Below are 19920 nucleotides of genomic sequence, written 5' to 3'. Positions count from 1 at the left end.
CTTGCCTGGTCCCATGCGGGGGAGTGAGAGCCGGCACGGGGGCGGTGCCGGAGGAGTCGGCGCGATCGTCGAGGGGCTGGTGGACCTGGTCCTGCCCGCGGAGTGCGTCGTGTGCGGGGAGCCGGCCACCCGGCTGTGCCCGGTGTGCCGCCGTGACCTGGAGGCGGCGCTCGCACGGCCGCGGCGCGTGGAGGAGGGGGCGCTGGCGCTCCCGCTCGGCCCCGGCGGCGCACCCCTGCCCGTGATGGCCGCCGGGGTGTACGAGCCGCCGTTGTCCACCGCGCTCCTGGCCTTCAAGGACCACCACGCCCTGCACCTGCGTGCGCCGCTGGGGGAGGCCCTCGCCCTGGCTGCGGCGGCCCTGCGGTGCGACCCCGGCGTGCCGGACGCCGCTGCCGCCCTCCTCCTCCCCGTGCCGGGCAGCGCGGCCGGATTCCGCCGGCGCGGCTACGACCCGGTGGCGGAGCTCGCCCGTGGTCTCCCGCCGGAGTGGGTGCGCTCCGACCTCGTGATGGCGCCCCGGGGCGCGGTCGCGGCCCTGCCGAGCTGGGCGGGCGGTGCGCCGCAGCATGCGGGATCCGGCGCCACGCAGCGCCGCCGCCGTTCCCGTCGCTGGCGGCCGATGCCCGGTCGCGTGCCCGCGGGGACGCCGGTGCTCCTGGTGGACGACGTGGTCACCACCGGAGCCACCCTCAGGGCGCTCGCCGCGGCCGCGTGGGAGGCCGGCGCCCGGCCCGTGGGGGCGGTGGTGGTGGCCGGGGTGGAGCCGGGGCGGCGGGGGACCACGACGAGACCTGGACCGTGAGGCGCGTCACGAAACCACTGGAATGCGGGAGCCCCGCGGCGTAGGGTGGCGGGCACGGAACCGGTTCCCCGGTTCCCGTCCCGCCGGCGGCTGGAAGGAGGTCTCCCCTCTGACCGGTCGCCGACCTGCAGGGTCGGGAGGCGGTCCGAGAGGTCGTCCACCCCTTCTGCGCGGCGGGGCGTCTGTGACCGTCGGACCAGGAGGACGCCATGACCATGGATGTCAGCTACATCGCCCACGACCTCAAGCTCACGGACGGGTTCCGCGAGCATGTGGCGGAGCGAGCGGCACGGCTGGAGCCGCTGGCCGGCGACGCCACCCAGCTCGAGGTGAAGGTCACCAAATGCTCGCACCACCGACACTCCGAGGAGTCCGTGACCGTGGAGCTCACCGTGCGCGGGCCGCGGGACGTGATCCGGGCCGAGTCCTCGGCGGACGACAAGCTGGCCGCCTTTGACCTGGCCTGCGGGCGACTCGCCGAGCGCCTGCGCCGCCTGCGTGACCGTCGCAAGGACCGCCGGACGGGCCGCGGCGCGGCGTCCTCCCGCGGTGCCGGGGAGGTGGCCTTCGTCCCGCCGCTGCCCGCGACCGGAGCGGACCTTCCGACCGCCGGCGAGGACGCCGCCGACGACGGCGAGCCCCAGCCCGGCACGCCCGTGCGGATCCGCGAGAAGGCGTTCCCCGCCACCCCGATGGGCGTGGACGAGGCGGTGGACGCCATGGAGCTGGTGGGCCACGACTTCTACCTCTTCCAGAACGCGGAGACCGGCGTCCCCTCCGTGGTCTACCGCCGCCGCGGGTGGAGCTACGGCGTCATCCGCCTCGACGAGTCCCTGCCGGCCGACCACGTGGCCGGCCAGAGGGTCCAGGAGCGGGAGTACCAGGCCTCCGCCGACTGAGCACGGGCACCCCGGCGGCAGGCACGTCGTCGCCGGGGTGCTCCGCGGACTGCCCCGTGCGCCGCGGCACCCGCGCCACCGAGCGGGCGCCGCGGCGCGTCCGGGCTCGGACCGTAGACTGTCGCAGAAGACCGCGCATCGGCCGGCCGAGGGTGCGCTCCCCGCGTGCTCGGCCACACCGCTAGGGAGCAGAGGAACCAGTGCCTTCGATCATCGACCGCGTCCTGAAGATCTCCGACAACCGTGTGCTCTCGCGCATGAGGGGGACGGTGGACGCCGTGAACCTGCTCGAGGAGGACTTCCGAGCGCTCAGCGATGCCGAGCTGCGCGCCGAGACGGACGCGCTCAAGGCGCGGCACGCGGACGGCGAGTCCCTGGACCTGCTGCTGCCGGAGGCGTTCGCCGCCGTCCGGGAGGCCTCGGGACGCACCCTCGGCCAGCGGCACTACGACGTGCAGCTCCTCGGCGGCGTCGCCCTGCACCGCGGCAACATCGCGGAGATGAAGACCGGCGAGGGCAAGACCCTCGTGGCCACCGCGCCGGCCTTCCTGAACGCCCTGACCGGCAAGGGCGTCCACGTCATCACCGTGAACGACTTCCTGGCGTCCTACCAGGCGGACCTCATGGGCCGCGTGTTCCGCTTCCTCGGCATGGAGACCGGCGTGATCCTCTCCGGCCAGGACCCGGCCACGCGCCGCGCGCAGTACAACGCGGACATCACGTACGGCACGAACAACGAGTTCGGGTTCGACTACCTGCGGGACAACATGGCCTGGTCCCTCGACGAGCTGGTCCAGCGCGGCCACCACTACGCGATCGTGGACGAGGTGGACTCGATCCTCATCGACGAGGCCCGCACGCCGCTGATCATCTCCGGGCCCGCCCAGGGCGAGGCCAACCGGTGGTACGCGGAGTTCGCCCGCGTGGTGCGGCGCCTCGAGGAGGGCACCCACTACGAGGTGGACCACAAGAAGAAGACGGTGGGCATCCTCGAGCCGGGCATCGAGGCCGTGGAAGACCACCTCGGCATCGTGAACCTCTACGAGTCCCAGAACACCACCCTCATCCAGTTCCTGAACAACGCCGTGAAGGCCAAGGAGCTGTTCAAGCGGGACAAGGACTACGTGGTGCTGGACGGCGAGGTCCAGATCGTCGACGAGCACACCGGCCGCGTGCTCGCGGGCCGACGCTACAACGAGGGCGTCCACCAGGCGATCGAGGCCAAGGAGGGCGTGGAGGTCAAGCCCGAGAACCAGACGCTGGCCACCGTGACGCTGCAGAACTACTTTCGCGGCTACGACAAGCTCTCCGGCATGACCGGCACCGCGGAGACCGAGGCCGCCGAGTTCACGTCCACCTACGGCCTGGGCGTCGTGGTGATCCCCCCGAACAGGCCGAAGCAGCGCGTTGACCGCAACGATCTCGTGTACAAGAACGAGAAGGTCAAGTTCGACGCCGTCGTCAAGGACATCGTCGAGCGCCACGCCGCCCGGCAGCCCGTGCTCGTGGGCACCACGTCCGTGGAGAAGTCCGAGTACCTCTCCACGCTCCTGGCCAAGGAGGGCATCCGCCATGAGGTGCTCAACGCGAAGAACCACGCGCGCGAGGCCGCGATCGTCGCGCAGGCCGGCCGCCCGGGCGCGGTCACCGTGGCCACCAACATGGCCGGCCGCGGCACCGACATCATGCTCGGCGGCAACGCCGAGTTCGCGGCCGTGGCCCGCATGCAGGAGCTCGGCCTCGACGCCACCGAGCATCCGGAGGAGTACGAGGCCCGCTGGCCCGCCGTGCTCGAGGAGGCGACGGCGGCCGTCCGGGAGGACCACGACGCCGTGATCGAGGCCGGGGGCCTCTACGTGCTCGGGACCGAGCGCCACGACTCCCGCCGCATCGACAACCAGCTGCGCGGCCGCTCCGGCCGCCAGGGCGACCCGGGCGAGTCCCGCTTCTACCTGTCCCTGACGGACGAGCTGATGCGCAACTTCAACCCGGGCGCGGCGCAGCGGATCATGAACAGCTCCTCCATCCCGGACGACATGGCCCTCGAGTTCAAGATGGTCTCCGCGGCCATCCAGAACGCGCAGACCCAGGTGGAGGGCCGCAACGCGGAGCAGCGCAAGAACGTCCTCAAGTACGACGACGTGATGAACCGCCAGCGTGAGGCCATCTACGCGGACCGCCGCTCCATCCTCGAGGGCGAGGACCTCGCGGCGCGGGTGCGCCAGTTCGTGGAGGACGCCGTCGGCGGCATCGTGGACGCCGCCACCCAGCACGGCCACCCCACGGAGTGGGACCTGGACGCCCTGTGGGCGGACCTCGCCCAGCTCTACCCGGTGGGCATCAGCCAGGAGGACGTGCTCGCCGAGACCGGCGGACGGGGCCGCCTCAAGGCCACGACCCTGCGCCGCGAGCTGGTCTCCGACGCCCTGCTGGCCTACGAGGATCGCGAGGCGCAGGTGGGCTCCGAGGCGCTGCGCGAGGCCGAGCGGCGCGTCGTACTCTCCGTGATCGGGCGCAAGTGGCAGGAGCACCTCTACGAGATGGACTACCTCAAGGAGGGCATCGGCCTGCGCGCGATGGCCCAGCGAGAGCCGCTGGTGGAGTACCAGCGCGAGGGCTACACCCTGTTCCAGGCGATGCTCGCCGCGATCCGCGAGGAGTCCGTCCGCACCCTCTTCCAGGCGCAGATCTCCGCCGCCCCGGCCCCGACGAGCCTGCCGGGGATCAAGGACGCCCGCGCGGCCACCATGACGCCGCAGATCAGCGTGGAGGGCGTGGACGCCCCGCGGCAGCCCGCGCAGCTGCGCCTGAGCGGTCCCTCGGAGGACGGCACGGCCACGGCCACCCAGGTGACCACGGAGTCCGGGGCCACTGTGGAGGCCGGCACGAACCGCCGGTCCCGCCGCGCCGCCCAGCGACGCGAACGCCGCGACTGACGGGGCGGGCCGGCGTCAGCCCATCTCGACCGTGGTCACCTTCCACCGGCTGAGACGGCGCTCGAGACGAAGGGCGAAGGCCCGGGCGCGCCCGTCGGTGAACACCGTGGCGCTGGCCTCGATCCGGCCGGGGGCGACCTCGCACACCCGTGCGCCCACCGGTCGGGGCGGCGGCGTGCCGGTGCCGCGCGTCGCCGGAGACGAGGCGAGCAGCTCCAGCCGCCGTGCGACCTTGTCGTAGACCTCCGGGGAGAGCCAGCCGGCGAGGTCGCGCAGCGGACGCCGACCCGCCTCCACCTCGACGCACGCGACGGCGACGACCGCGACGAGCGACCTGGCGCGACGCAGCTCCTCACGTCCCTGCTCCGCGGCGGCCCGCCGCGCCAGCTCCTCCGTGCCGGGCAGTGCGGAGGGCCGGCGGGCAGGGCCGTGCAGCAGGCTCTCCTGGCCAGGGCGGCCCTGCCCTCGGACGGGTGGTGCGGACGACGGGCGGGACATGGCGACGGGCGGGCGGGCGGCGGCGAGAGCGGTCATGGGATCCTCCGGGAGGCTGAGGGCAGGGGGACGGCGGGCGGAATGGTCGAGACGGGTGCCGGGGTCGGAGTGGACCGTGCGTGTCATCGGCGGGCTCCGCCGGCCTCGGGGACATGGGGGGAGAAGACCGGGGCCACCAGCACGGTGCCCGGCAGGATCAGGTGGGGGTCCTCGCCGATGACCGCCCGATTGGCCCGGTACCACTCACGCCAGCGCAGGTCGACCTCGCGCAGCGTCGCGTCCGGGCCGAGCTCCTCCTCGGCGATGTCCCACAGGCAGTCCCCGGACCGCACGGTCACCGTGGGCCGATCCTGCGTCGGCCGCTCCGCGGAGCCGGGCGGGGCAGGGGCGGGGGAGCGCGGCATCCAGCCAGCGTCGGGCAGCGGTCCGGGGACCGTGCCGATTCGAGGCGTGGGGCTCGGTGCGGCTGTCCACGACGCATCGGCGAGCGCCGCCGCCGTGGCGGGGGCCGGCGCGGGTGCGGCCCAGGCGGCGGGGGCACCGATGAGGTGGAGCCCCAGGACGGCGCAGGCCGCCCGCCGCATCACGGCGGGGGCCATGCGGGAGCCGATCCGGGTGAGCCCGCGGTGGCCCGCGCGCTCACCGAACGCCATGAGGGCGATGCCGAGCGCGCCGAGACACCACCACAGGAGGAGGAGGGCACCGGCGCCCCCGGCCGCGAGGCCGAGGGCGTGCGTCAGCTGAGGGCCGGGGCCGTGCGGAGCGGACGCCGTCAACGTGGCGGCCGAGAGGAGCAGGACGGGCCCCGAGAGGGTCAGCAGGACGGTCCCCGCCACGTCGGTGCGCGTCGCGGACCCCGCTGTGTGGGCGGCGTGATGGTCAAGGATGTGCGGCATGGTCCCCTCCAGGCCTGGTGCGGTGCCGGCCCCGTGGCCGGTGTCGCTTGACGATCCATAGTCAAACCTGGTCCCGTTCGATTGTCAATGGTGTCCTTTGATGTCGTTTGCTGTCGTTCGGTGACGTGGCGACGTCGGACGGACGGCGCACCTCATCCCGCCGCTGCCGCACCCCTAGGCTGGCGGCATGCGGTGGGACGGACTGTTCGAGGACATCGAGGCGCGCTGGGCAGACCTCGGGTGGCAGGGCACGGTAGCCGAGGCCGCCGAGCTCACGCGCGCGGAGTGGGCCGGGATCACGCTGGCGGACCGGCTCCGCGGCGCCCGCGGCGCGGACCTCCGCGTGCACCTCGTGGAGGGACAGGCCCTCCACGTCCGGGTGCGGACCGTGGGGCGGACGTGGTTCGGCGTCGACCTGACCGGAGGCGGCTCCGCCGTCGTGCGGACGGCCGCGGTGGCGGCCGTCGAGGGGTCGCTGGGCGCCGCCGTCCCCGAGCCTGCCGGCGTGGCCGGCGAGATCGGGCTGGCGGCGGTGCTGCGCGGCGTGGCGCGTTCGCGTGCCGCCGTCACGGTGGTCGGCCTGCGGGGCGATGTGATCGTGGAGGGGACGGTGGACCGGGTCGGCGCGGACCACCTGGACATCGCCCGCCACGCCCGCGACGAGGCGCGCCGCCGCGGAGCGGTGCGGGGCGTGCTCGTGGTGCCGTTCTCCGCGGTCGGGCTCGTGCGGGGCGCGGAGGGGCTGGAGTGAGGACGGGACCGACGGGCCGGCTCAGCGCACGTCCGCGTCCATGTCCGTCCCGGACTCCGCCCACTCCCGCACGCGGGCCTGCGTGCGCTCCATCTGGCGCTGGATGAACTCGTCCAGCCAGGACTGCTCGATCCGCCACTGGCCGCGGCCTCCGACCTGGATGGCCTGGAGCTCTCCGCTGCGCACGAGCGCGCGAGCCTGCCCGGCCGAGACGTTGAGGACCTCGGCCACGTCCGTCAGGGTCAGAAAGCGCTGCACGATGCTCCTCCACGGGTCGTCGCCCCGGAGCTCCGAGGCGGGCGGACGCGGTCGGGGTCGCGACCGCGTCGTCGTCCCCCATTGAATCGTGACCGGGACGGTTCCGGACACTTTTCCACACCCAGGCGCCAGGCATGGGATCCCGCGCCGTCGGTGGATACCCTGGTGCCAGCGCGGAGCGGGGGAGGCACCGACGGGGTGCTCAGGCCCGCGCGGCCCCTCGCCGGGCCCGTCCTGAAGGGGGACCCACCGTGTCCATGCACGTCAACGCGCCGGCCGAGGGCACGCGACTGCGTCGTCCGCGGTGGCGGGATCCGCGTCTGATCGTCGGGCTCGTGCTGGTGCTCGCCTCGGTCGCGGGGGTCGTCGCCCTGGTCTCCGCCTCCCAGCGCACCCACTCGTACTGGGCGGCCACGCGGGACATCGTCCCCGGAGCCCCCGTCGAGGCGGAGCAGTTCGCGCCCGCGGAGGCCAACCTCGGCGACGCCGGGCACCTCTACCTGCGCGCGGACGGGCCGCCGCCCGCGGGCCGCGTGGCGTCGGGGACCGTGCGGGCGGGCGAGCTGGTGCCGCTGCGCCTGCTCGGAGAGGTCGACCCCCAGCGTCGCCGGCCCGTCGGGGTGGAGCTCGACGAGCCGCTGCCAGACGGCGTCGGGGTCGGTGACCGGGTGGACGTGTGGGTCGCCGCGCCGGTGGAGGGCGGCCGCGGTCACGCGGACCCGCAGCGGCTCGCGGAGGGGATCGAGATCATCGAGCTCGCCGAGGACCAGGGCGCCCTGGGGGGAGGACCCGCCGCACGCGTGCAGCTCATGGTGGACGAGGACGTGCTGCCTCGCCTGCTTGACGCGAAGGTCACGGACGCCCGCATCACGGTGGTCCCTGCCCTCGGGGCGGCCTGACCGTGCGGATCTCCCTGGCCGTCACCGTGGCGCCCGGCACGGACCTCATCGGGGTCCTCGAACGCAGTCAGAGGGAGGTCACGGTCCTGCGTCGCGCCGCCGACCTCGCCGAGCTGATCGCGGCCGCACGCTCCGGCATGGTGGACGCCGTGCTGGTGGCCGGTGGATCGGACGAGCTGACCCGCGCGTTCCTGGACGAGCTCGAGGCGGCCCCGCGGCCCGTGGGCATCGTGGCCCTGAGCGACATCCGCTCCGAGCGGGTCCGCCTCCGCGGGCTCGGCGTGCCGTGCCTGCGCGCCGACGCCGCGCCCCTCGAGCTGGCCCGCGCGATCCAGGACGCGGCGCGCGCCGCCGCACTGGGGGTGCAGCCCACGGCCGGCCTGGCCGAGGAGGAGCCGGATGGAGTGGAGGCCCTCGTGGACTCCGTGGACGCCGTCCCCGGCACCGTGGAGGTCGACACCGGATCCCTCCCGGTGGGCGTCGATCCCACGGCGCGCTGGGATCTCGCAGGGCAGCCCGTGCCGGACTCCGCGTTCTCCGAGGTGTGGGGCGGCCCCGCGCCGGATATCGGCGAGGGTGCCGCCACGACGGACGGCGGTGCGGCCCCCACGGTGCTGACCGAGGACGTGGGGGACGATGCGCCGAAGGCGGCGACGGACGACGGCGGCCCGGGCGACGGTGCCTCGGGACGGGGGCCGAGTCGGGTCGTCGTGGTCTGGGGGCCCACGGGCGCCCCGGGCCGCACCACCGTCGCGGTGAACGTGGCGGCCGAGCTGGCGCTCACGGGGCTGGCCACCCTCCTGGTGGACCTGGACACCTACGGACCGGCCGTCGGCGCACATCTGGGCCTGGCCGACGAGACGGCGGGCGTGTCCCGGGCAGCACGACGGGCGGACCGTGAGCGCATCACGGCCGCCGACCTCGTGGAGGCCGCCGTGCGCGTCCGTGTGGCCGGCGCGGAGATGGACGTGCTCACGGGCCTGTCCCGGCCGGACCGCTGGCCGGAGGTGCGGGGCTCGGCCGTCGAGCGCATCCTGGCCGCGGCACGCGAGCACTGGGACCGCGTGGTCGTGGACGTGGGCTTCAGCCTCGAGGAGGACGAGGAGCTCTCCTTCGACGTCCCCGCCCCACAGCGCAACGCCGCCACGCTCGCCGCGCTCGGCGCCGCGGACCGGGTGCTGGCGGTGGGGACGGCGGACGCCGTGGGCCTCCCGCGCCTCATCCGAGGGGTCGAGGCCCTCGGCCGCGCGGTGACCGCCGAGGGCGTCGGCGTGGTGGTGAATCGCACGCGGGCCGGGGCGTCCGGGGTGTCGCCGCGGGCCCAGGTGAGCTCGGTCTGGGCGCGCTACGGACCTCCCGTGCCCGTGGCCGCGTTCCTTCCGTGGGACCCGGGCGCCGCGGACCGTGCACTGCTGGGCGGGCAGGTGCTCGCCGAGGCGGCCCCGTCCAGCCCCCTGCGCCGGGCCGTCGCGTCCCTCGCGCGCAGGGAGGGGGCCGTGCCGCCGGGGGACGGGCGCCGTCGGCGGCGGGCGACGCGGTCGGGCACGGAGGACGACGCTGCCGCAGGGCGGCGGGGGAGCGGCCGTAGGCTGGTCCCATGGTCAGCACTCTCGCGTCGGACCCCCTGAACTCGCACCCCGACCTGGGGGAGCAGGAGCGCTCCTGGCTGCAGATGCTCGTGGGGGACTGGCAGCTCGTGGCCGATCTCGGCCTCGCCGACCTCGTCCTCTGGTACCCCGTGCCGCACACCGAGCCGGCCGGCGGCTACGTGGCCGTGGCCCAGGTGCGTCCCTTCACGGCCCCCACGCTGTTCCAGCGCGACATCGTCGGCTCTCGGGTCCGCGCCGACCTGCGTGCCCTCGTGGACCGGGTGTGGTGGGCCGACGCCCCGGGCGAGGGCGTGGAGCCCGTGGTCGCTCCTGGCGGCACCCTCCAGGTGCGGCTGTGGCCCGTGGTCCGCGAGGGGCGGGTGATCGGCGTGGTCAGCGCCCACGCGGACCCGAACAGCCGGCCCGCCCGCTCGGCGATCGAGGAGAACTACGGCGCTGCCGCGGACCAGCTGCTCGACATGATGCAGCATGGCCGCTGGCCCGACCCGGAGGATCCGCCGGCCTTCTGGATCGGGGGGACCCCGCGCGTCGGCGACGGGCTCGTGGTGCTGGGCGCGGACTCGCGGGCGCGCTTCACGAGCCCGAACGCGGTCTCGGCCCTGCGACGCCTCGGCGTGACCGCACCGCTGCTCGGTCGTGCGCTCACGGACATCCTGCTGAGCACCGCCGCGGCTCGGCGTCCCGTGGAGGAGGGCGCGTGGTCCATCCTCGGCGGCCGGCGGGCCGGGCGCACCGAGGTGCAGGCGGGCGGCGCCACCCTGACGGTGCGCAGTGTCCCCCTGCGTGGCGGTGACGGCTGGACGGGCGCGCTCCTCATGCTCCGCGACGTCACTGAGCTCCGCCGTCAGGAGCAGCGTCTCGTGAGCAAGGACGCCACGATCCGCGAGATCCACCACCGCGTGAAGAACAACCTGCAGACCGTGGGCTCGCTGCTGCGGATCCAGGCCAGGCGGATGGACTCCACTGAGGCCGGGCGTGCACTGCGTCAGGCGATGCAGCGCGTGGACACCATCGCGCTCGTGCATCAGACGCTCAGCGAGGAGATCGACGGCCACATCCCCGTGGACGGCCTCCTGCAGCGGCAGTTCCGGCTCGCGGTGGAGGTGGCGGGCGACGGCCGGCCGCTCGCCACGGAGGTGACGGGGGAGTTCGGCGAGCTCCCGACGCACGTGGCCACGCCGCTGGCCCTCGTGCTCAACGAGCTGGCCACGAACGCGGTGGAGCATGGGACCGGGCCGGGCGGGGGGCACGTCGCGCTGCGCGCGCGTCAGGAGGACACGCCCTCGGGCCGTGTCCTGGTGGTCACGGTGGAGGACGGCGGAACAGGGGCTCCCCTCGAGGGGGAGGCGGGCGACTTCCAGCCGGCGCCGACGTCGTCGGGGCTCGGGCTGCGGATCGTGCAGACGCTGGTGGAGGGGGACCTGCGGGGCGCCATCCGCTGGGAGCGGCGCCCCGACGGCGGCACGCGTGTCAGCGTGCGGGTGCCAGCGTCCTGACGCCGCGTCGGCGGGTCAGGACGCGCGGCGCGCGCGGGCGGCCCGGCGCTTCATGGCCCGGCGCTCGTCCTCGCTCATGCCGCCCCAGACGCCGGAGTCCTGGCCGGACTCCATGGCCCACTTGAGGCACGTGTCGATCACGTCGCACGTGCGGCACACGGCCTTGGCCTCCTCGATCTGGAGGAGGGCCGGGCCGGTGTTGCCCACCGGGAAGAAGAGCTCCGGGTCCTTGTCGAGACACGCGGCCTTGCTGCGCCAATCCATGGGGATGCTCGCTTTCTGTCTAGTGTCCCGGGTCCGTCGTGGGTCCCCGGGGAGTCGTGGCCGCGGCCTGAAGTGGGCGCTCGGGGCTCCACGGGCTCTGGGCCGGGCCCCGGGGCGTGCACGACCCGGTCATCAGAACGGGGACCGAGTCTTGGCGATTCGGCCCCCGTCGATTGCATTGGGAACAATCCTCGCACGGGGCCCCAGTGTGAACAAGAGGTGAATGACAACGATCACAGGCCGCGAGGGTGAGTCGTTCGTCACCTCGGTGACCGGCATCCGCGGCCGGGAGCGCGTAGCGTGGAGCCGGCCGCGCGCACCGCTGCCGACCGCCCATCGTCGTCTCGACCACCCGAAGGGGAGTCCGCCATGGCCCCGTCCCGTCGCCGCCCGCCCGCGGCCGTCCTGCTGGTGGCGGGCGTGCTCGCCGCCCAGTCGATCGCCCTGCTGTGGCTCGCCGTGGACGCCCTGGCCCACGTGGGCGGCGGCGTCCTGCCGTCCGGAGCCCAGGTGTTCCTCGCGGTGCTCTACCTGCTGCTCGGGGTGTGGGTCGGCGCCGCCGCCGTGGCCATGGTGCGCGGGCGTGCCTGGAGTCGGGGCGCCACCACCGCGGTGCAGCTGTTCGCCGTGCTGCTCTCGTGGTGGCTCATCAGCATGGGCGCCGCACCGCTGGGGGCGGGGCTGCTGGTGCTCTCCGGCGCCGCCCTCATCGCGCTGTTCACGGGTCCGGTCACCCGGCACCTCTCACCCGCCTCCGATGGGACGCCCGCCGGCGCGGACCGCCGCTGAGGCGTCAGCCGGCACGGACCCGGGCTCCGGGACGACGACGGGCCGCCGCCTCCGAGGGAGGCGGCGGCCCGTCTGTGGTGGGCGCGGTCAGTTGACCGGGCCGGTGAGCTTCTCGCCCGGGCCCTTGCCCGGCGCGTCCGGGAAGGGGGAGGCCTCGCGGAAGGCGAGCTGCAGGGAGCGCAGGCCGTCGCGGAGCGGGCCGGCGTGCTGGCTGCCGATCTCGGGGGCGGCGGACACCACGAGGCCGGCGAGGGCTGTGATGAGCTTGCGGGCCTCGTCGAGGTCGATGAGCTCTCGCGCGTCCGGGCTGTCGGCGAGTCCCACCTTCACGGCGGCGGCGGTCATGAGGTGCACGGCCGTGGTGGTGATGACCTCCACGGCGGGGACCTCGTGGATGTCGCGGATCTCGGCCGGCGCGCCGGCGTCCTGCGGGGCCTGGGGGTGACGTTCATCGGTCATGGTGGTAAGCTTCCCACAGACCACTCCCGGTCTGTGCACGCAGCAGTCTGGCCCACGGGCCCGGTGCCGCGGCGCCAGCCCCGGGAGGACAAGTGGAGGCCTCCTCCCACCCGCGTCAGCAGCATGTCCGGCACCGCCGGGCCGAGTTGCCGGGTCACCGATCGGTCCGCCGGGCGCGTCTCGCCCGTCGCGTCCCGTTGTCGAGGGTCCCGTCCGTCGGGATCGCGTCGAGGCCTCCGTCTGCGTCACCGCAGGGGAGGCCTTCTCTGGTTTCAGAGGCCCGTCCTGTCGCGCCGCGCGGAGTCCACCCCGTCGTCTCAACACAGGAGTAGCGCCATCAGCGATCCCCGCATCAACGAGCGTATTCGCGTTCCGGAAGTCCGCCTCGTCGGCCCGAACGGCGAGCAGGCCGGCATCGTCCGCATCGAGGACGCACTGCGGCTCGCGGCCGAGGCCGACCTCGACCTCGTGGAGGTGGCCCCCACGGCCAAGCCTCCGGTGTGCAAGCTGATGGACTTCGGCAAGTACAAGTACGAGGCCGCCGTGAAGGCCCGTGAATCGCGCAAGAACCAGGTGAACACGGTCCTCAAGGAGGTCCGCTTCCGCCTGAAGATCGACACGCACGACTACGAGACGAAGACCGGCCACGCCAAGAAGTTCCTGGGCCAGGGTGACAAGGTGAAGGCCATCATCCAGTTCCGCGGCCGCGAGCAGCAGCGCCCGGAGCTCGGCATCAAGCTCCTGCACAAGTTCGCGGAGGACGTTGCGGACCTGGGCAGCGTCGAGTCGCAGCCGCGCCAGGACGGTCGCAACATGGTCATGGTCATCGGCCCGCACAAGACCAAGGCGGAGGCCCGCGCCGAGCAGCGCAAGGACTCCGGCGAGGGTCATCGCGAGCGTGCCGACGGCGGCTCGCGCCGTGACCAGGCCGCCCGTGAGGCGCGTGCCGCCGCGGAGAAGAAGGCCAAGGAGAACGCCGCGCCCGTCTCGAACTCGGTGGGCGACGCGTTCCCGGAGGAGCTGCGCCGTCTCGCGGCCGAGCCGCGCACCACCCCGTCGGCTCCTGCGGTGGAGGCCCCCGAGGCCCCGGCGTCGCAGGCGCCCTCCGAGTCCGTGAAGGCCCCCGCGCCGCAGGCGCGCCCGGCGGCCCAGGAGCGGCCCGCCCGCCCGCAGGCGGCTCCGCGTCCGCAGTCCGCGCCCCGCTCGGCCGCGCCCCGCTCGGCCGAGCCGCGCCGCGGCGCCGCGCCGACGTCGGAGTCCGCTCCGCGCCCCGCGGCCCAGCCGAGCGCCCCGGCACCGGTCACCCAGCCGGCGTCGGCGCCGAAGCCCGCCGCCGCCCCCAAGCCCGTCGCGGCCCCGAAGCCCGGTGCCCCCAAGCCGGGCGCCGTTCGGCCGATGCCCACCCCGCCCAAGCCCGGCGTCCCGCGTGGCGGTGCGCCGAAGCCGGGCGCCAAGGGGGCCTGAGCGTCGACGTCGGCCCTCGGGCCGCCCCAGTCCAGCCCATCCCGCACGGGATGGGTGAGCACAGCACTGCCGCACCACCCGTGTCCGGCAGCTGAAGAACGAAGGAGAACGGCAGCCATGCCGAAGATGAAGACCCACAGCGGTGCCAAGAAGCGCTTCCGCGTGACCGGCTCCGGCAAGATCATGCGCCAGCAGGCCAACCGCCGCCACTACCTGGAGCACAAGTCCTCGCGCCTGACCCGCCGCCTCGCCGGCGACAAGGTCGTCTCCAAGGGCAGCATCAAGACCATCAAGCGGATGCTCGGCATCTGATCACCCCCGTCCGGCCCTGTGCCGGGCACCCTCCCGCCGACGTGCTCTCGGACGCACCGGCGGGGCATCACAGATAGGAGTCGCACGTGGCACGTGTGAAGCGGGCAGTGAACGCCCACAAGAAGCGTCGGACCATGCTGGACCGCGCGTCCGGCTACCGCGGTCAGCGGTCTCGCCTGTACCGCAAGGCGAAGGAGCAGCTGCTCCACTCGTTCACCTACAACTACCAGCACCGTCACAAGCGCAAGGGCGACTTCCGCCGCCTGTGGATCACCCGCATCAACGCGGCCGCCCGCGCCAACGGCATGACCTACAACCGCTTCATGCAGGGCCTGAAGCTGGCCGGCGTCGAGGTCGACCGCCGCATGCTGGCCGAGATCGCCGTCTCGGACGCCGCCACCTTCACCGCCCTGGTGAAGACCGCGCGCGCCGCGCTGCCCGAGGACGTGAACGCTCCGGCCGCCGGCCGCTGAGCCGACGCCGCCGCGCGAGCGACGACACCACGCCGTAGGGGGCGGGCCGACCGGCCTGCCCCCTTCGTCGTCCCCGCCGCCGGGTGATCCCACCCGTCCTTCCCTCCAAGGAGCCCCGCATGACCGCCGAGTCCGCCCTCATGGACAACCCGCGCGCGGACCGCGTCCGCGCGGTCGCCGCCCTGGCCACCCGGCCCGCCCGACGCCGGACGGGCACCTTCCTCGTGGAGGGTCCCCAGGGCTGCCGGGAGGCGCTGCGGGCCCACCTGGGCGAGGGACCGAAGGCAGCGGCGCGCGCCTGGCCCGCCGGGCGCGTGCTCACGCAGGTCTTCGTGTCCGAGGCCCTGGCGGGGCGGGACCCGGAGCTCGCCCGCCTCGTGGAGCGCCTCCGGGACGTCCCGGTGCGGACGGCCACGGAGGAGGTGCTGGGCGCGATGTCGGACGCGGTCACGGCCCAGGGGATCGTTGCCGTGGCGCGGATCCCCGGGGAGGGCGCCGGTCTGCGCGTGCTCGAGAGCGCCCGGCTCGCCGCGGTCCTGTGCCGGGTGCAGGACCCGGGCAACGCCGGCACCATCCTGCGCGCCGCGGATGCCGCCGGCGCCGGCGCCGTGGTGCTGACCGCCGGCTCCGTGGACCCGTTCAACCCGAAGGTGGTCCGCTCCACCGCCGGCTCCCTCTTCCACGTGCCCCTGGTGCTTGGGGAGGAGCCCGCCGCCACCGCCGGCGCGGCGCGCGCGGCCGGGCTGCGGGTCTGGGCCGCGGACGGCTACGCGCCCGACCGGCTGGACACGATGGGTGCCGAGGAGCTCGGCGCCCCCACCGCGTGGCTGTTCGGCAATGAGGCGCAGGGGCTCTCCGCCGCGGAGCTCGCCTGCGCGGACCGCAGGGTCGCGGTGCCGCTCTACGGGGCGGCGGAGTCCTTGAACGTGGCAACGGCCGCCACGGTCTGCCTCTACGCCTCGGCCATGGCGGCGCCCCGGGACTGAGCGCGGCGCGCCCGGGGCGGCCCGGGCATGCGAAAGGGGCGGGAGACCGGATGTCCGGTCTCCCGCCCCTCAGGCGGTGCGTGTCAGATCCGAGGGATCAGACGCGGGTGCCGCGGCCCATGCGGCGGGAAACGGCCTGCCAGATGGCGGCCACGATGACGCCGCCGAGGATGGCCCAGAACCAGGTGCCGAGGTCGAAGAACTTCTCGTTCACGTTGACGTGGAAGAGCGCAGAGGCGATCCAGCCGCCCAGCATGGCGCCGAGGACGCCGGTGATGAGCGCGCCGATCCAGCCCGAGCCCTGCGAGCCGGGGAGGATCATGCGGGCGATGGCGCCGGCGATGAGGCCGAGGATGATCCAAGCAATGAAGCCCATGATGAAGACCTTTCGATGGTGGGGCGTGCACTTGTGTGACGCCGTTACGCCTGCGACTGTATCAACCCCTATGGGGGTATGTCACCCGCTGACAACCGATCAATGCGGTGACCCGACTCTCATTTTCCCGACGCGGAAATCCGTCTGCGGCTCACCAGGATCAGGGAAAGTGCCAGTCCGAGCGCCGCGATCCCCGCGCCGATCGTGGGCGGGACCTGCAGGGATGCCCCCGCGCCGATCGCCGTCGCCCCCACCCAGGCGCCCATCGCGTTGGCCATGTTCAGCGCGGAGTGATTGAGGGACCCGGCCAGCTGCGGGGCGGACGGCGCGGAGTCCACCAGCAGCACCTGGAGGGCCGGGGCGATGCCGGAGCCGGTCACCGCCACCAGGAAGAGGAACACGATCATGACGGGCAGCCACGAGGCGGTGAGGCCGACACCGAGCAGCGCCACCGCGCTCGCCGCGAAGCTCACGCGCAGGGTCAGCACGGGGTCGCGGTCGGTGAGGGCGCCGCCCACGAGCGTCCCGACCACCATGCCCACGCCGTAGAGCGCCAGGACGGCGGGGACCCACCGCGGATCCAGCCCCGCAACCCGGGTCAGGAGCGGCGTGATGTAGGTGTAGAGGGCGAACATCCCCGCGAACCCGATCACCCCGACGGCGACGGTCGCCCACAGCCGCGGGGAGGCGAGGCCACGGACCTCGTTCGCCACGGACGAGCCCGGCGGGGCGGGCACCGGAGGCACGAGGAACGCGGTCGCCGCGATGCAGCCGACGGCGCAGATCGCCACGATCACGAACATCCAGCGCCAGCCGGACGCCTGGCCCACGGCCGTGGCCAGGGGCACCCCGATCACGTTGGCCACCGAGAGCCCCGCCATGACCCACGCGATCGCCTGGCCGCGCCGGGCGGGGCCGGCGAGGTCCGCGGCCGCGAGGGCGGCGGCGGAGAAGAACGCACCGTGGGGCAGGCCCGAGACGAAGCGCGCGAGCATCATGGTGGTGACGTCCGGGGCCAGCAGGGAGGCCGCGTGGCCGATCGCGAAGAGGGCCATGAGCAGCATGCTCGTGAGCCGGCGGTCCATGCGCGCGCACGCGGCGGCGAGGACGGGGGCGCCCACGACCACACCGAGGGCGTACATGGAGATGAGCACGCCGCCGGTCTCCAATCCCACGCCGAGGTCGTCGACCGCCTGCGGCAGGAGCCCCATCATCGCGAACTCGGTGGTGCCGATCGCGAAGCTGCCGAGGGCGAGCGCCAGGATCGCGGGGAGCAGGCGGGCGGGGCGGCGCCGCACGAGGGCGTCGGGCCCGGAGGGGGTGGGAGAGTCGGGAGAGGGGGTCAGCACCGCTCAAGCCTACGGAGTGCACCGGGCGGGTCGCCGCCGCTGGCTAGGGTGGCCACATGACCTCCGACACATCGCACGCCACGCCCACCGTGCCGCCCCCGCCGCCGAGGCGGACGGTGGTGGGTGTCGCCCTCCTCGACGACGCCGCGGCCCCGCGCGTCCTCCTGGCGGCCCGCCGCAGCGCACCCGCGTCCCTGGCCGGGCTGTGGGAGTTCCCGGGCGGCAAGGTCGAGCCGGGGGAGTCGGACCGCGAGGCGCTGCTGCGCGAGGTCCGGGAGGAGCTCGGCGCGCGCGTGCGGCTGGGCGCGGAGGTGGCGGCTCCGGAGACGATCGGATGGAAGCTGGCCGACGGCGCCCGGATGCGCGTGTTCTACGGCGTCCTCGAGCAGGGATCGGCCGAACCGGCGGCCCTGCAGGACCATGACCGGCTCGCGTGGACGCCCCTGACCGCCGAGGACCTCCACGCCCACCCGTGGATCCCCGCCGACCGGCCGATCGTGGACGCCGTGCTGGCGCAGCTGGAGGACGCCTTCGCCTGAGCGCGGCGACCGCCGCGCTCAGAAGAGCGCGGGCTGCGCCTTCGCGAGGTCCGAGCGACCCGCCGTCGGCCCGGGACGCCCCGTCCGCCGCGGCGCGGGAGCGGGGGAGCCGTCCGGGCGCGGGCCGTCGTCGCGCCGCACGCCGTGCGCGCCGTGGCGGCCGAGCCCGTGCCGCCGGGCGGCCTCGGCCGCGGACCGCGCGAGCGTGCGGCGGTAGGCGGCCGGGGCATACGAGGACCGGGCGTACATCTGGCGGTACCCCTCCAGCAGATGGGGATGGTCCCGCCCGATCCACGCGAGGTACCACTCCCGGGCGCCGGGACGCAGGTGGAGGGCGCCGGCCAGCGCGTGGGCGGCGCCAGCTCCGGCGACCGCCCGCATGAGCGCGTCGATCTGCCCCTCCGAGTCCGTCAGCCACGGCAGCAGGGGCATGGCCATGACGGTGACCTCGGCCCCGGCGGAGGCGAGCTGCTCGATGAGGCGCAGCCGCGCGGCCGGGGACGGCGTCCCCGGCTCCACCGCTGCCGCCACGGCCGGGTCAAGGACCGCCAGGGAGAGGGAGACCTGCACGGGCACGGACCGGGAGGCGGCACGCAGCAGCGGGACGTCCCGAGCGAGCAGGGTGCCCTTGGTGAGCACGGAGAACGGGGTGCCCGAGTCCGCGAGGGCGGTGATGATCCCGGGCATGAGCCGGTACCGGCCCTCGGCGCGCTGGTAGGGGTCCGTGTTGGTGCCCAGCGCCACGCTCTGGCGGCCCCACGTGGGCCGCGCGAGCTCCCGGCGCAGCACCTCGGGGGCGTTCACCTTCACGACGATCTGCCGGTCGAAGTCCGCCCCGGCGTCCAGGTTCAGGAACGAGTGCGTGCTGCGGGCGTAGCAGTACCGGCACGCGTGGGTGCAGCCGCGGTACGGGTTCACGGTCCAGCGGAACGGCATCGCCGAGGACTCCGGGACGGAGTTCAGCACGCTCTTGGCCAGGACCTCATGGAACGTGATGCCTGCAAACTCGGGCGTGGTGATGCTCCGCTGCAGGTCCGAGAGCGGGAGCAGAGCGGGGGCTCCGGCCGGTGTGCCGTCCTCCGCCTGCTCGGATCCGCCCTCGGACCGCAGGGTCTGCGCTTCCCATCGCATGACCTCAGTAGAACACATGTTCGAATGACATCGCAAGCATGTTCGAGTCCTCTTCGCGCCTACCCTGGGCGCATGACCGTCCACGCCACCCCCGTCCGCGTCCTCCTCACGGGCTTCGAGCCCTTCGGCGGGGACGCCCACAACCCCTCGATCGCCGCCGCGCGCGCCGCCGTCGGCCTCCTTTCGACGCAGGGGGTGAGCGCGCACGCCGTCGAGCTGCCGTGCGTGTTCGCCGCGGCCGGGCCCGCGCTGGCCGCCGCACTGGGGGAGACGCACCCGGAGGCCGTGGTCGCCGTCGGGCTGGCGGGCGGCACCGGGTCCGTGCGCGTGGAGCGCGTGGCCGTGAACCTGCAGGACGCCCGCATTCCGGACAACGCGGGGGACCAGCCGGTGGACCGGCCCGTGCGGCTCGGCGGCCCGGCCGCGCACTTCGCCACGCTGCCCGTCAAGCGCGCCGTCGCCCGCATCCGCGCGGCCGGCGTGCCCGCAGAGCCCTCGCTCTCGGCGGGCGCCTTCGTGTGCAACCACGTCATGTACGCGCTGCTCGACGCTCCGGGGACGGCGCGCGCCGCCGGGTTCGTGCACGTGCCGTGGGACATCGAGCACCGGCCGACGGCGGACGCGCCCGGGCTGCCGGCCGCCGACCTCGCACGCGCCGTGGCGGAGACCGCGTTGGCCGCGCTCGACGGCGGCGCGGACCTGACCGTCCCCGGCGGCACCCTGCACTGAGGGA

At 74.5% G+C, this 19920-nt stretch carries 22 protein-coding genes; 14 read left to right on the top strand and 8 right to left on the bottom strand.

Translation table 11 applies throughout. The features are described from left to right. Positions 1-13 precede the first annotated feature (13 nt). The 3 genes from AAG742_RS07495 to secA all read left to right on the top strand — a co-directional run bounded on the left by AAG742_RS07495 (position 14) and on the right by secA (position 4640). A complete protein-coding gene (locus tag AAG742_RS07495; protein WP_298713783.1) occupies positions 14-805 on the top strand; it encodes a ComF family protein in 792 nt (263 codons plus the stop codon). 209 nt (positions 806-1014) lie between these two features. Beyond that, positions 1015-1704 carry a ribosome-associated translation inhibitor RaiA gene (gene raiA, locus AAG742_RS07490; RefSeq protein WP_298713780.1) on the top strand — a complete coding sequence of 230 codons (690 nt, stop codon included), beginning with the start codon at positions 1015-1017 and terminating at the stop codon, positions 1702-1704. A 200-nt stretch (positions 1705-1904) separates the two neighbouring features. After that, positions 1905-4640 (top strand): preprotein translocase subunit SecA, encoded by a 2736-nt coding sequence (gene secA, locus AAG742_RS07485; protein WP_298713777.1) that lies wholly within the window; start codon positions 1905-1907, stop codon positions 4638-4640. Between the two features lie 15 nt (positions 4641-4655). Here secA and AAG742_RS07480 read toward each other — a convergent pair whose 3' ends face one another. Both AAG742_RS07480 and AAG742_RS07475 read right to left on the bottom strand, forming a co-directional pair. Further along, entirely contained in the window at positions 4656-5174 is a 519-nt protein-coding gene (locus AAG742_RS07480) for an Rv3235 family protein (RefSeq protein ID WP_298713775.1), read from the bottom strand. A gap of 83 nt (positions 5175-5257) precedes the next feature. Next, on the bottom strand, positions 5258-6031 hold the full coding sequence (locus AAG742_RS07475; protein WP_298713773.1) for a hypothetical protein: 774 nt from the start codon (positions 6029-6031) through the stop codon (positions 5258-5260). A gap of 187 nt (positions 6032-6218) precedes the next feature. Between AAG742_RS07475 and AAG742_RS07470 the strand changes: the two genes are divergently transcribed. Next, positions 6219-6782 (top strand): hypothetical protein, encoded by a 564-nt coding sequence (locus AAG742_RS07470; RefSeq protein WP_298713771.1) that lies wholly within the window; start codon positions 6219-6221, stop codon positions 6780-6782. 21 nt (positions 6783-6803) lie between these two features. On the opposite strand, the gene AAG742_RS07465 is transcribed toward AAG742_RS07470, so the two are convergent. Further along, entirely contained in the window at positions 6804-7040 is a 237-nt protein-coding gene (locus AAG742_RS07465) for a helix-turn-helix domain-containing protein (RefSeq protein ID WP_248117160.1), read from the bottom strand. A 257-nt stretch (positions 7041-7297) separates the two neighbouring features. Between AAG742_RS07465 and AAG742_RS07460 the strand changes: the two genes are divergently transcribed. The 3 genes from AAG742_RS07460 to AAG742_RS07450 are packed head-to-tail and all read left to right on the top strand — an operon-like array spanning position 7298 to position 11045. Continuing rightward, entirely contained in the window at positions 7298-7939 is a 642-nt protein-coding gene (locus AAG742_RS07460) for a flagellar biosynthesis protein FlgA (RefSeq protein WP_248117267.1), read from the top strand. 2 nt (positions 7940-7941) lie between these two features. Next, the gene (locus AAG742_RS07455) at positions 7942-9567 is read left to right on the top strand and encodes an ATPase (protein ID WP_298713768.1); all 1626 of its coding nucleotides are present in this window, start codon (positions 7942-7944) and stop codon (positions 9565-9567) included. Continuing rightward, on the top strand, positions 9537-11045 hold the full coding sequence (locus AAG742_RS07450) for a sensor histidine kinase (protein ID WP_298713765.1): 1509 nt from the start codon (positions 9537-9539) through the stop codon (positions 11043-11045). Before AAG742_RS07455 ends, AAG742_RS07450 begins: the two co-directional genes overlap by 31 nt. Positions 11046-11060: 15 nt before the next feature. Here the strand turns inward: AAG742_RS07450 and AAG742_RS07445 are convergent, their stop codons facing one another. Then, entirely contained in the window at positions 11061-11309 is a 249-nt protein-coding gene (locus AAG742_RS07445; protein ID WP_248117155.1) for a WhiB family transcriptional regulator, read from the bottom strand. A 369-nt stretch (positions 11310-11678) separates the two neighbouring features. On the opposite strand from AAG742_RS07445, the gene AAG742_RS07440 reads away from it, so the two are divergent. Continuing rightward, a complete protein-coding gene (locus AAG742_RS07440; RefSeq protein ID WP_298713762.1) occupies positions 11679-12098 on the top strand; it encodes a hypothetical protein in 420 nt (139 codons plus the stop codon). 87 nt (positions 12099-12185) lie between these two features. On the opposite strand, the gene AAG742_RS07435 is transcribed toward AAG742_RS07440, so the two are convergent. Then, positions 12186-12557 carry a DUF1844 domain-containing protein gene (locus tag AAG742_RS07435; RefSeq protein WP_248117151.1) on the bottom strand — a complete coding sequence of 124 codons (372 nt, stop codon included), beginning with the start codon at positions 12555-12557 and terminating at the stop codon, positions 12186-12188. 285 nt (positions 12558-12842) lie between these two features. Between AAG742_RS07435 and infC the strand changes: the two genes are divergently transcribed. The 4 genes from infC to AAG742_RS07415 all read left to right on the top strand — a co-directional run bounded on the left by infC (position 12843) and on the right by AAG742_RS07415 (position 15792). Next, positions 12843-14021 (top strand): translation initiation factor IF-3, encoded by a 1179-nt coding sequence (gene infC, locus AAG742_RS07430; RefSeq protein ID WP_298713845.1) that lies wholly within the window; start codon positions 12843-12845, stop codon positions 14019-14021. Between the two features lie 117 nt (positions 14022-14138). Next, complete coding sequence (gene rpmI, locus AAG742_RS07425; RefSeq protein WP_248117147.1) at positions 14139-14333, top strand: 50S ribosomal protein L35; 195 nt, start codon at positions 14139-14141, stop codon at positions 14331-14333. Between the two features lie 86 nt (positions 14334-14419). Continuing rightward, positions 14420-14806, top strand: coding sequence for a 50S ribosomal protein L20 (gene rplT, locus AAG742_RS07420; RefSeq protein WP_298713759.1), 387 nt, complete (start codon positions 14420-14422; stop codon positions 14804-14806). Positions 14807-14925: 119 nt separating this feature from the next. Beyond that, complete coding sequence (locus AAG742_RS07415; RefSeq protein WP_298713756.1) at positions 14926-15792, top strand: RNA methyltransferase; 867 nt, start codon at positions 14926-14928, stop codon at positions 15790-15792. A gap of 97 nt (positions 15793-15889) precedes the next feature. On the opposite strand, the gene AAG742_RS07410 is transcribed toward AAG742_RS07415, so the two are convergent. Both AAG742_RS07410 and AAG742_RS07405 read right to left on the bottom strand, forming a co-directional pair. Continuing rightward, positions 15890-16168, bottom strand: coding sequence for a GlsB/YeaQ/YmgE family stress response membrane protein (locus tag AAG742_RS07410; RefSeq protein WP_248117141.1), 279 nt, complete (start codon positions 16166-16168; stop codon positions 15890-15892). Positions 16169-16287: 119 nt separating this feature from the next. After that, a complete protein-coding gene (locus AAG742_RS07405; protein WP_298713753.1) occupies positions 16288-17517 on the bottom strand; it encodes an MFS transporter in 1230 nt (409 codons plus the stop codon). Positions 17518-17573: 56 nt separating this feature from the next. Between AAG742_RS07405 and AAG742_RS07400 the strand changes: the two genes are divergently transcribed. Further along, positions 17574-18056, top strand: coding sequence for an NUDIX domain-containing protein (locus AAG742_RS07400; protein WP_298713750.1), 483 nt, complete (start codon positions 17574-17576; stop codon positions 18054-18056). Between the two features lie 18 nt (positions 18057-18074). Here the strand turns inward: AAG742_RS07400 and AAG742_RS07395 are convergent, their stop codons facing one another. Beyond that, entirely contained in the window at positions 18075-19187 is a 1113-nt protein-coding gene (locus AAG742_RS07395) for an Rv2578c family radical SAM protein (protein ID WP_298713747.1), read from the bottom strand. Between the two features lie 72 nt (positions 19188-19259). Here AAG742_RS07395 and AAG742_RS07390 point away from each other — a divergent pair, with 72 nt between their 5' ends. Beyond that, complete coding sequence (locus tag AAG742_RS07390; RefSeq protein WP_298713745.1) at positions 19260-19916, top strand: pyroglutamyl-peptidase I; 657 nt, start codon at positions 19260-19262, stop codon at positions 19914-19916. Positions 19917-19920: the final 4 nt, after the last annotated feature.

Source organism: Micrococcus sp. 2A, from assembly GCF_039519235.1.
Lineage (GTDB): Bacteria > Actinomycetota > Actinomycetes > Actinomycetales > Micrococcaceae > Micrococcus.
Note: the sequence above shows the minus strand (reverse complement) of the source record. Positions and strands in the feature narration are given on the sequence as shown.

Coding starts and splice junctions, on each gene's coding strand:
- raiA (WP_298713780.1), top strand. CDS start 1,015: ATGACCATGGATGTCAGCTACATCGCCCACGACCTCAAGCTCACGGAC.
- AAG742_RS07390 (WP_298713745.1), top strand. CDS start 19,260: ATGACCGTCCACGCCACCCCCGTCCGCGTCCTCCTCACGGGCTTCGAG.
- rpmI (WP_248117147.1), top strand. CDS start 14,139: ATGCCGAAGATGAAGACCCACAGCGGTGCCAAGAAGCGCTTCCGCGTG.
- AAG742_RS07395 (WP_298713747.1), bottom strand. CDS start 19,187: ATGCGATGGGAAGCGCAGACCCTGCGGTCCGAGGGCGGATCCGAGCAG.
- AAG742_RS07470 (WP_298713771.1), top strand. CDS start 6,219: ATGCGGTGGGACGGACTGTTCGAGGACATCGAGGCGCGCTGGGCAGAC.
- AAG742_RS07435 (WP_248117151.1), bottom strand. CDS start 12,557: ATGACCGATGAACGTCACCCCCAGGCCCCGCAGGACGCCGGCGCGCCG.
- AAG742_RS07445 (WP_248117155.1), bottom strand. CDS start 11,309: ATGGATTGGCGCAGCAAGGCCGCGTGTCTCGACAAGGACCCGGAGCTC.
- AAG742_RS07460 (WP_248117267.1), top strand. CDS start 7,298: ATGCACGTCAACGCGCCGGCCGAGGGCACGCGACTGCGTCGTCCGCGG.
- AAG742_RS07480 (WP_298713775.1), bottom strand. CDS start 5,174: ATGACCGCTCTCGCCGCCGCCCGCCCGCCCGTCGCCATGTCCCGCCCG.
- AAG742_RS07400 (WP_298713750.1), top strand. CDS start 17,574: ATGACCTCCGACACATCGCACGCCACGCCCACCGTGCCGCCCCCGCCG.
- AAG742_RS07475 (WP_298713773.1), bottom strand. CDS start 6,031: ATGCCGCACATCCTTGACCATCACGCCGCCCACACAGCGGGGTCCGCG.
- AAG742_RS07410 (WP_248117141.1), bottom strand. CDS start 16,168: ATGGGCTTCATTGCTTGGATCATCCTCGGCCTCATCGCCGGCGCCATC.
- AAG742_RS07450 (WP_298713765.1), top strand. CDS start 9,537: ATGGTCAGCACTCTCGCGTCGGACCCCCTGAACTCGCACCCCGACCTG.
- AAG742_RS07495 (WP_298713783.1), top strand. CDS start 14: ATGCGGGGGAGTGAGAGCCGGCACGGGGGCGGTGCCGGAGGAGTCGGC.
- AAG742_RS07415 (WP_298713756.1), top strand. CDS start 14,926: ATGACCGCCGAGTCCGCCCTCATGGACAACCCGCGCGCGGACCGCGTC.
- AAG742_RS07440 (WP_298713762.1), top strand. CDS start 11,679: ATGGCCCCGTCCCGTCGCCGCCCGCCCGCGGCCGTCCTGCTGGTGGCG.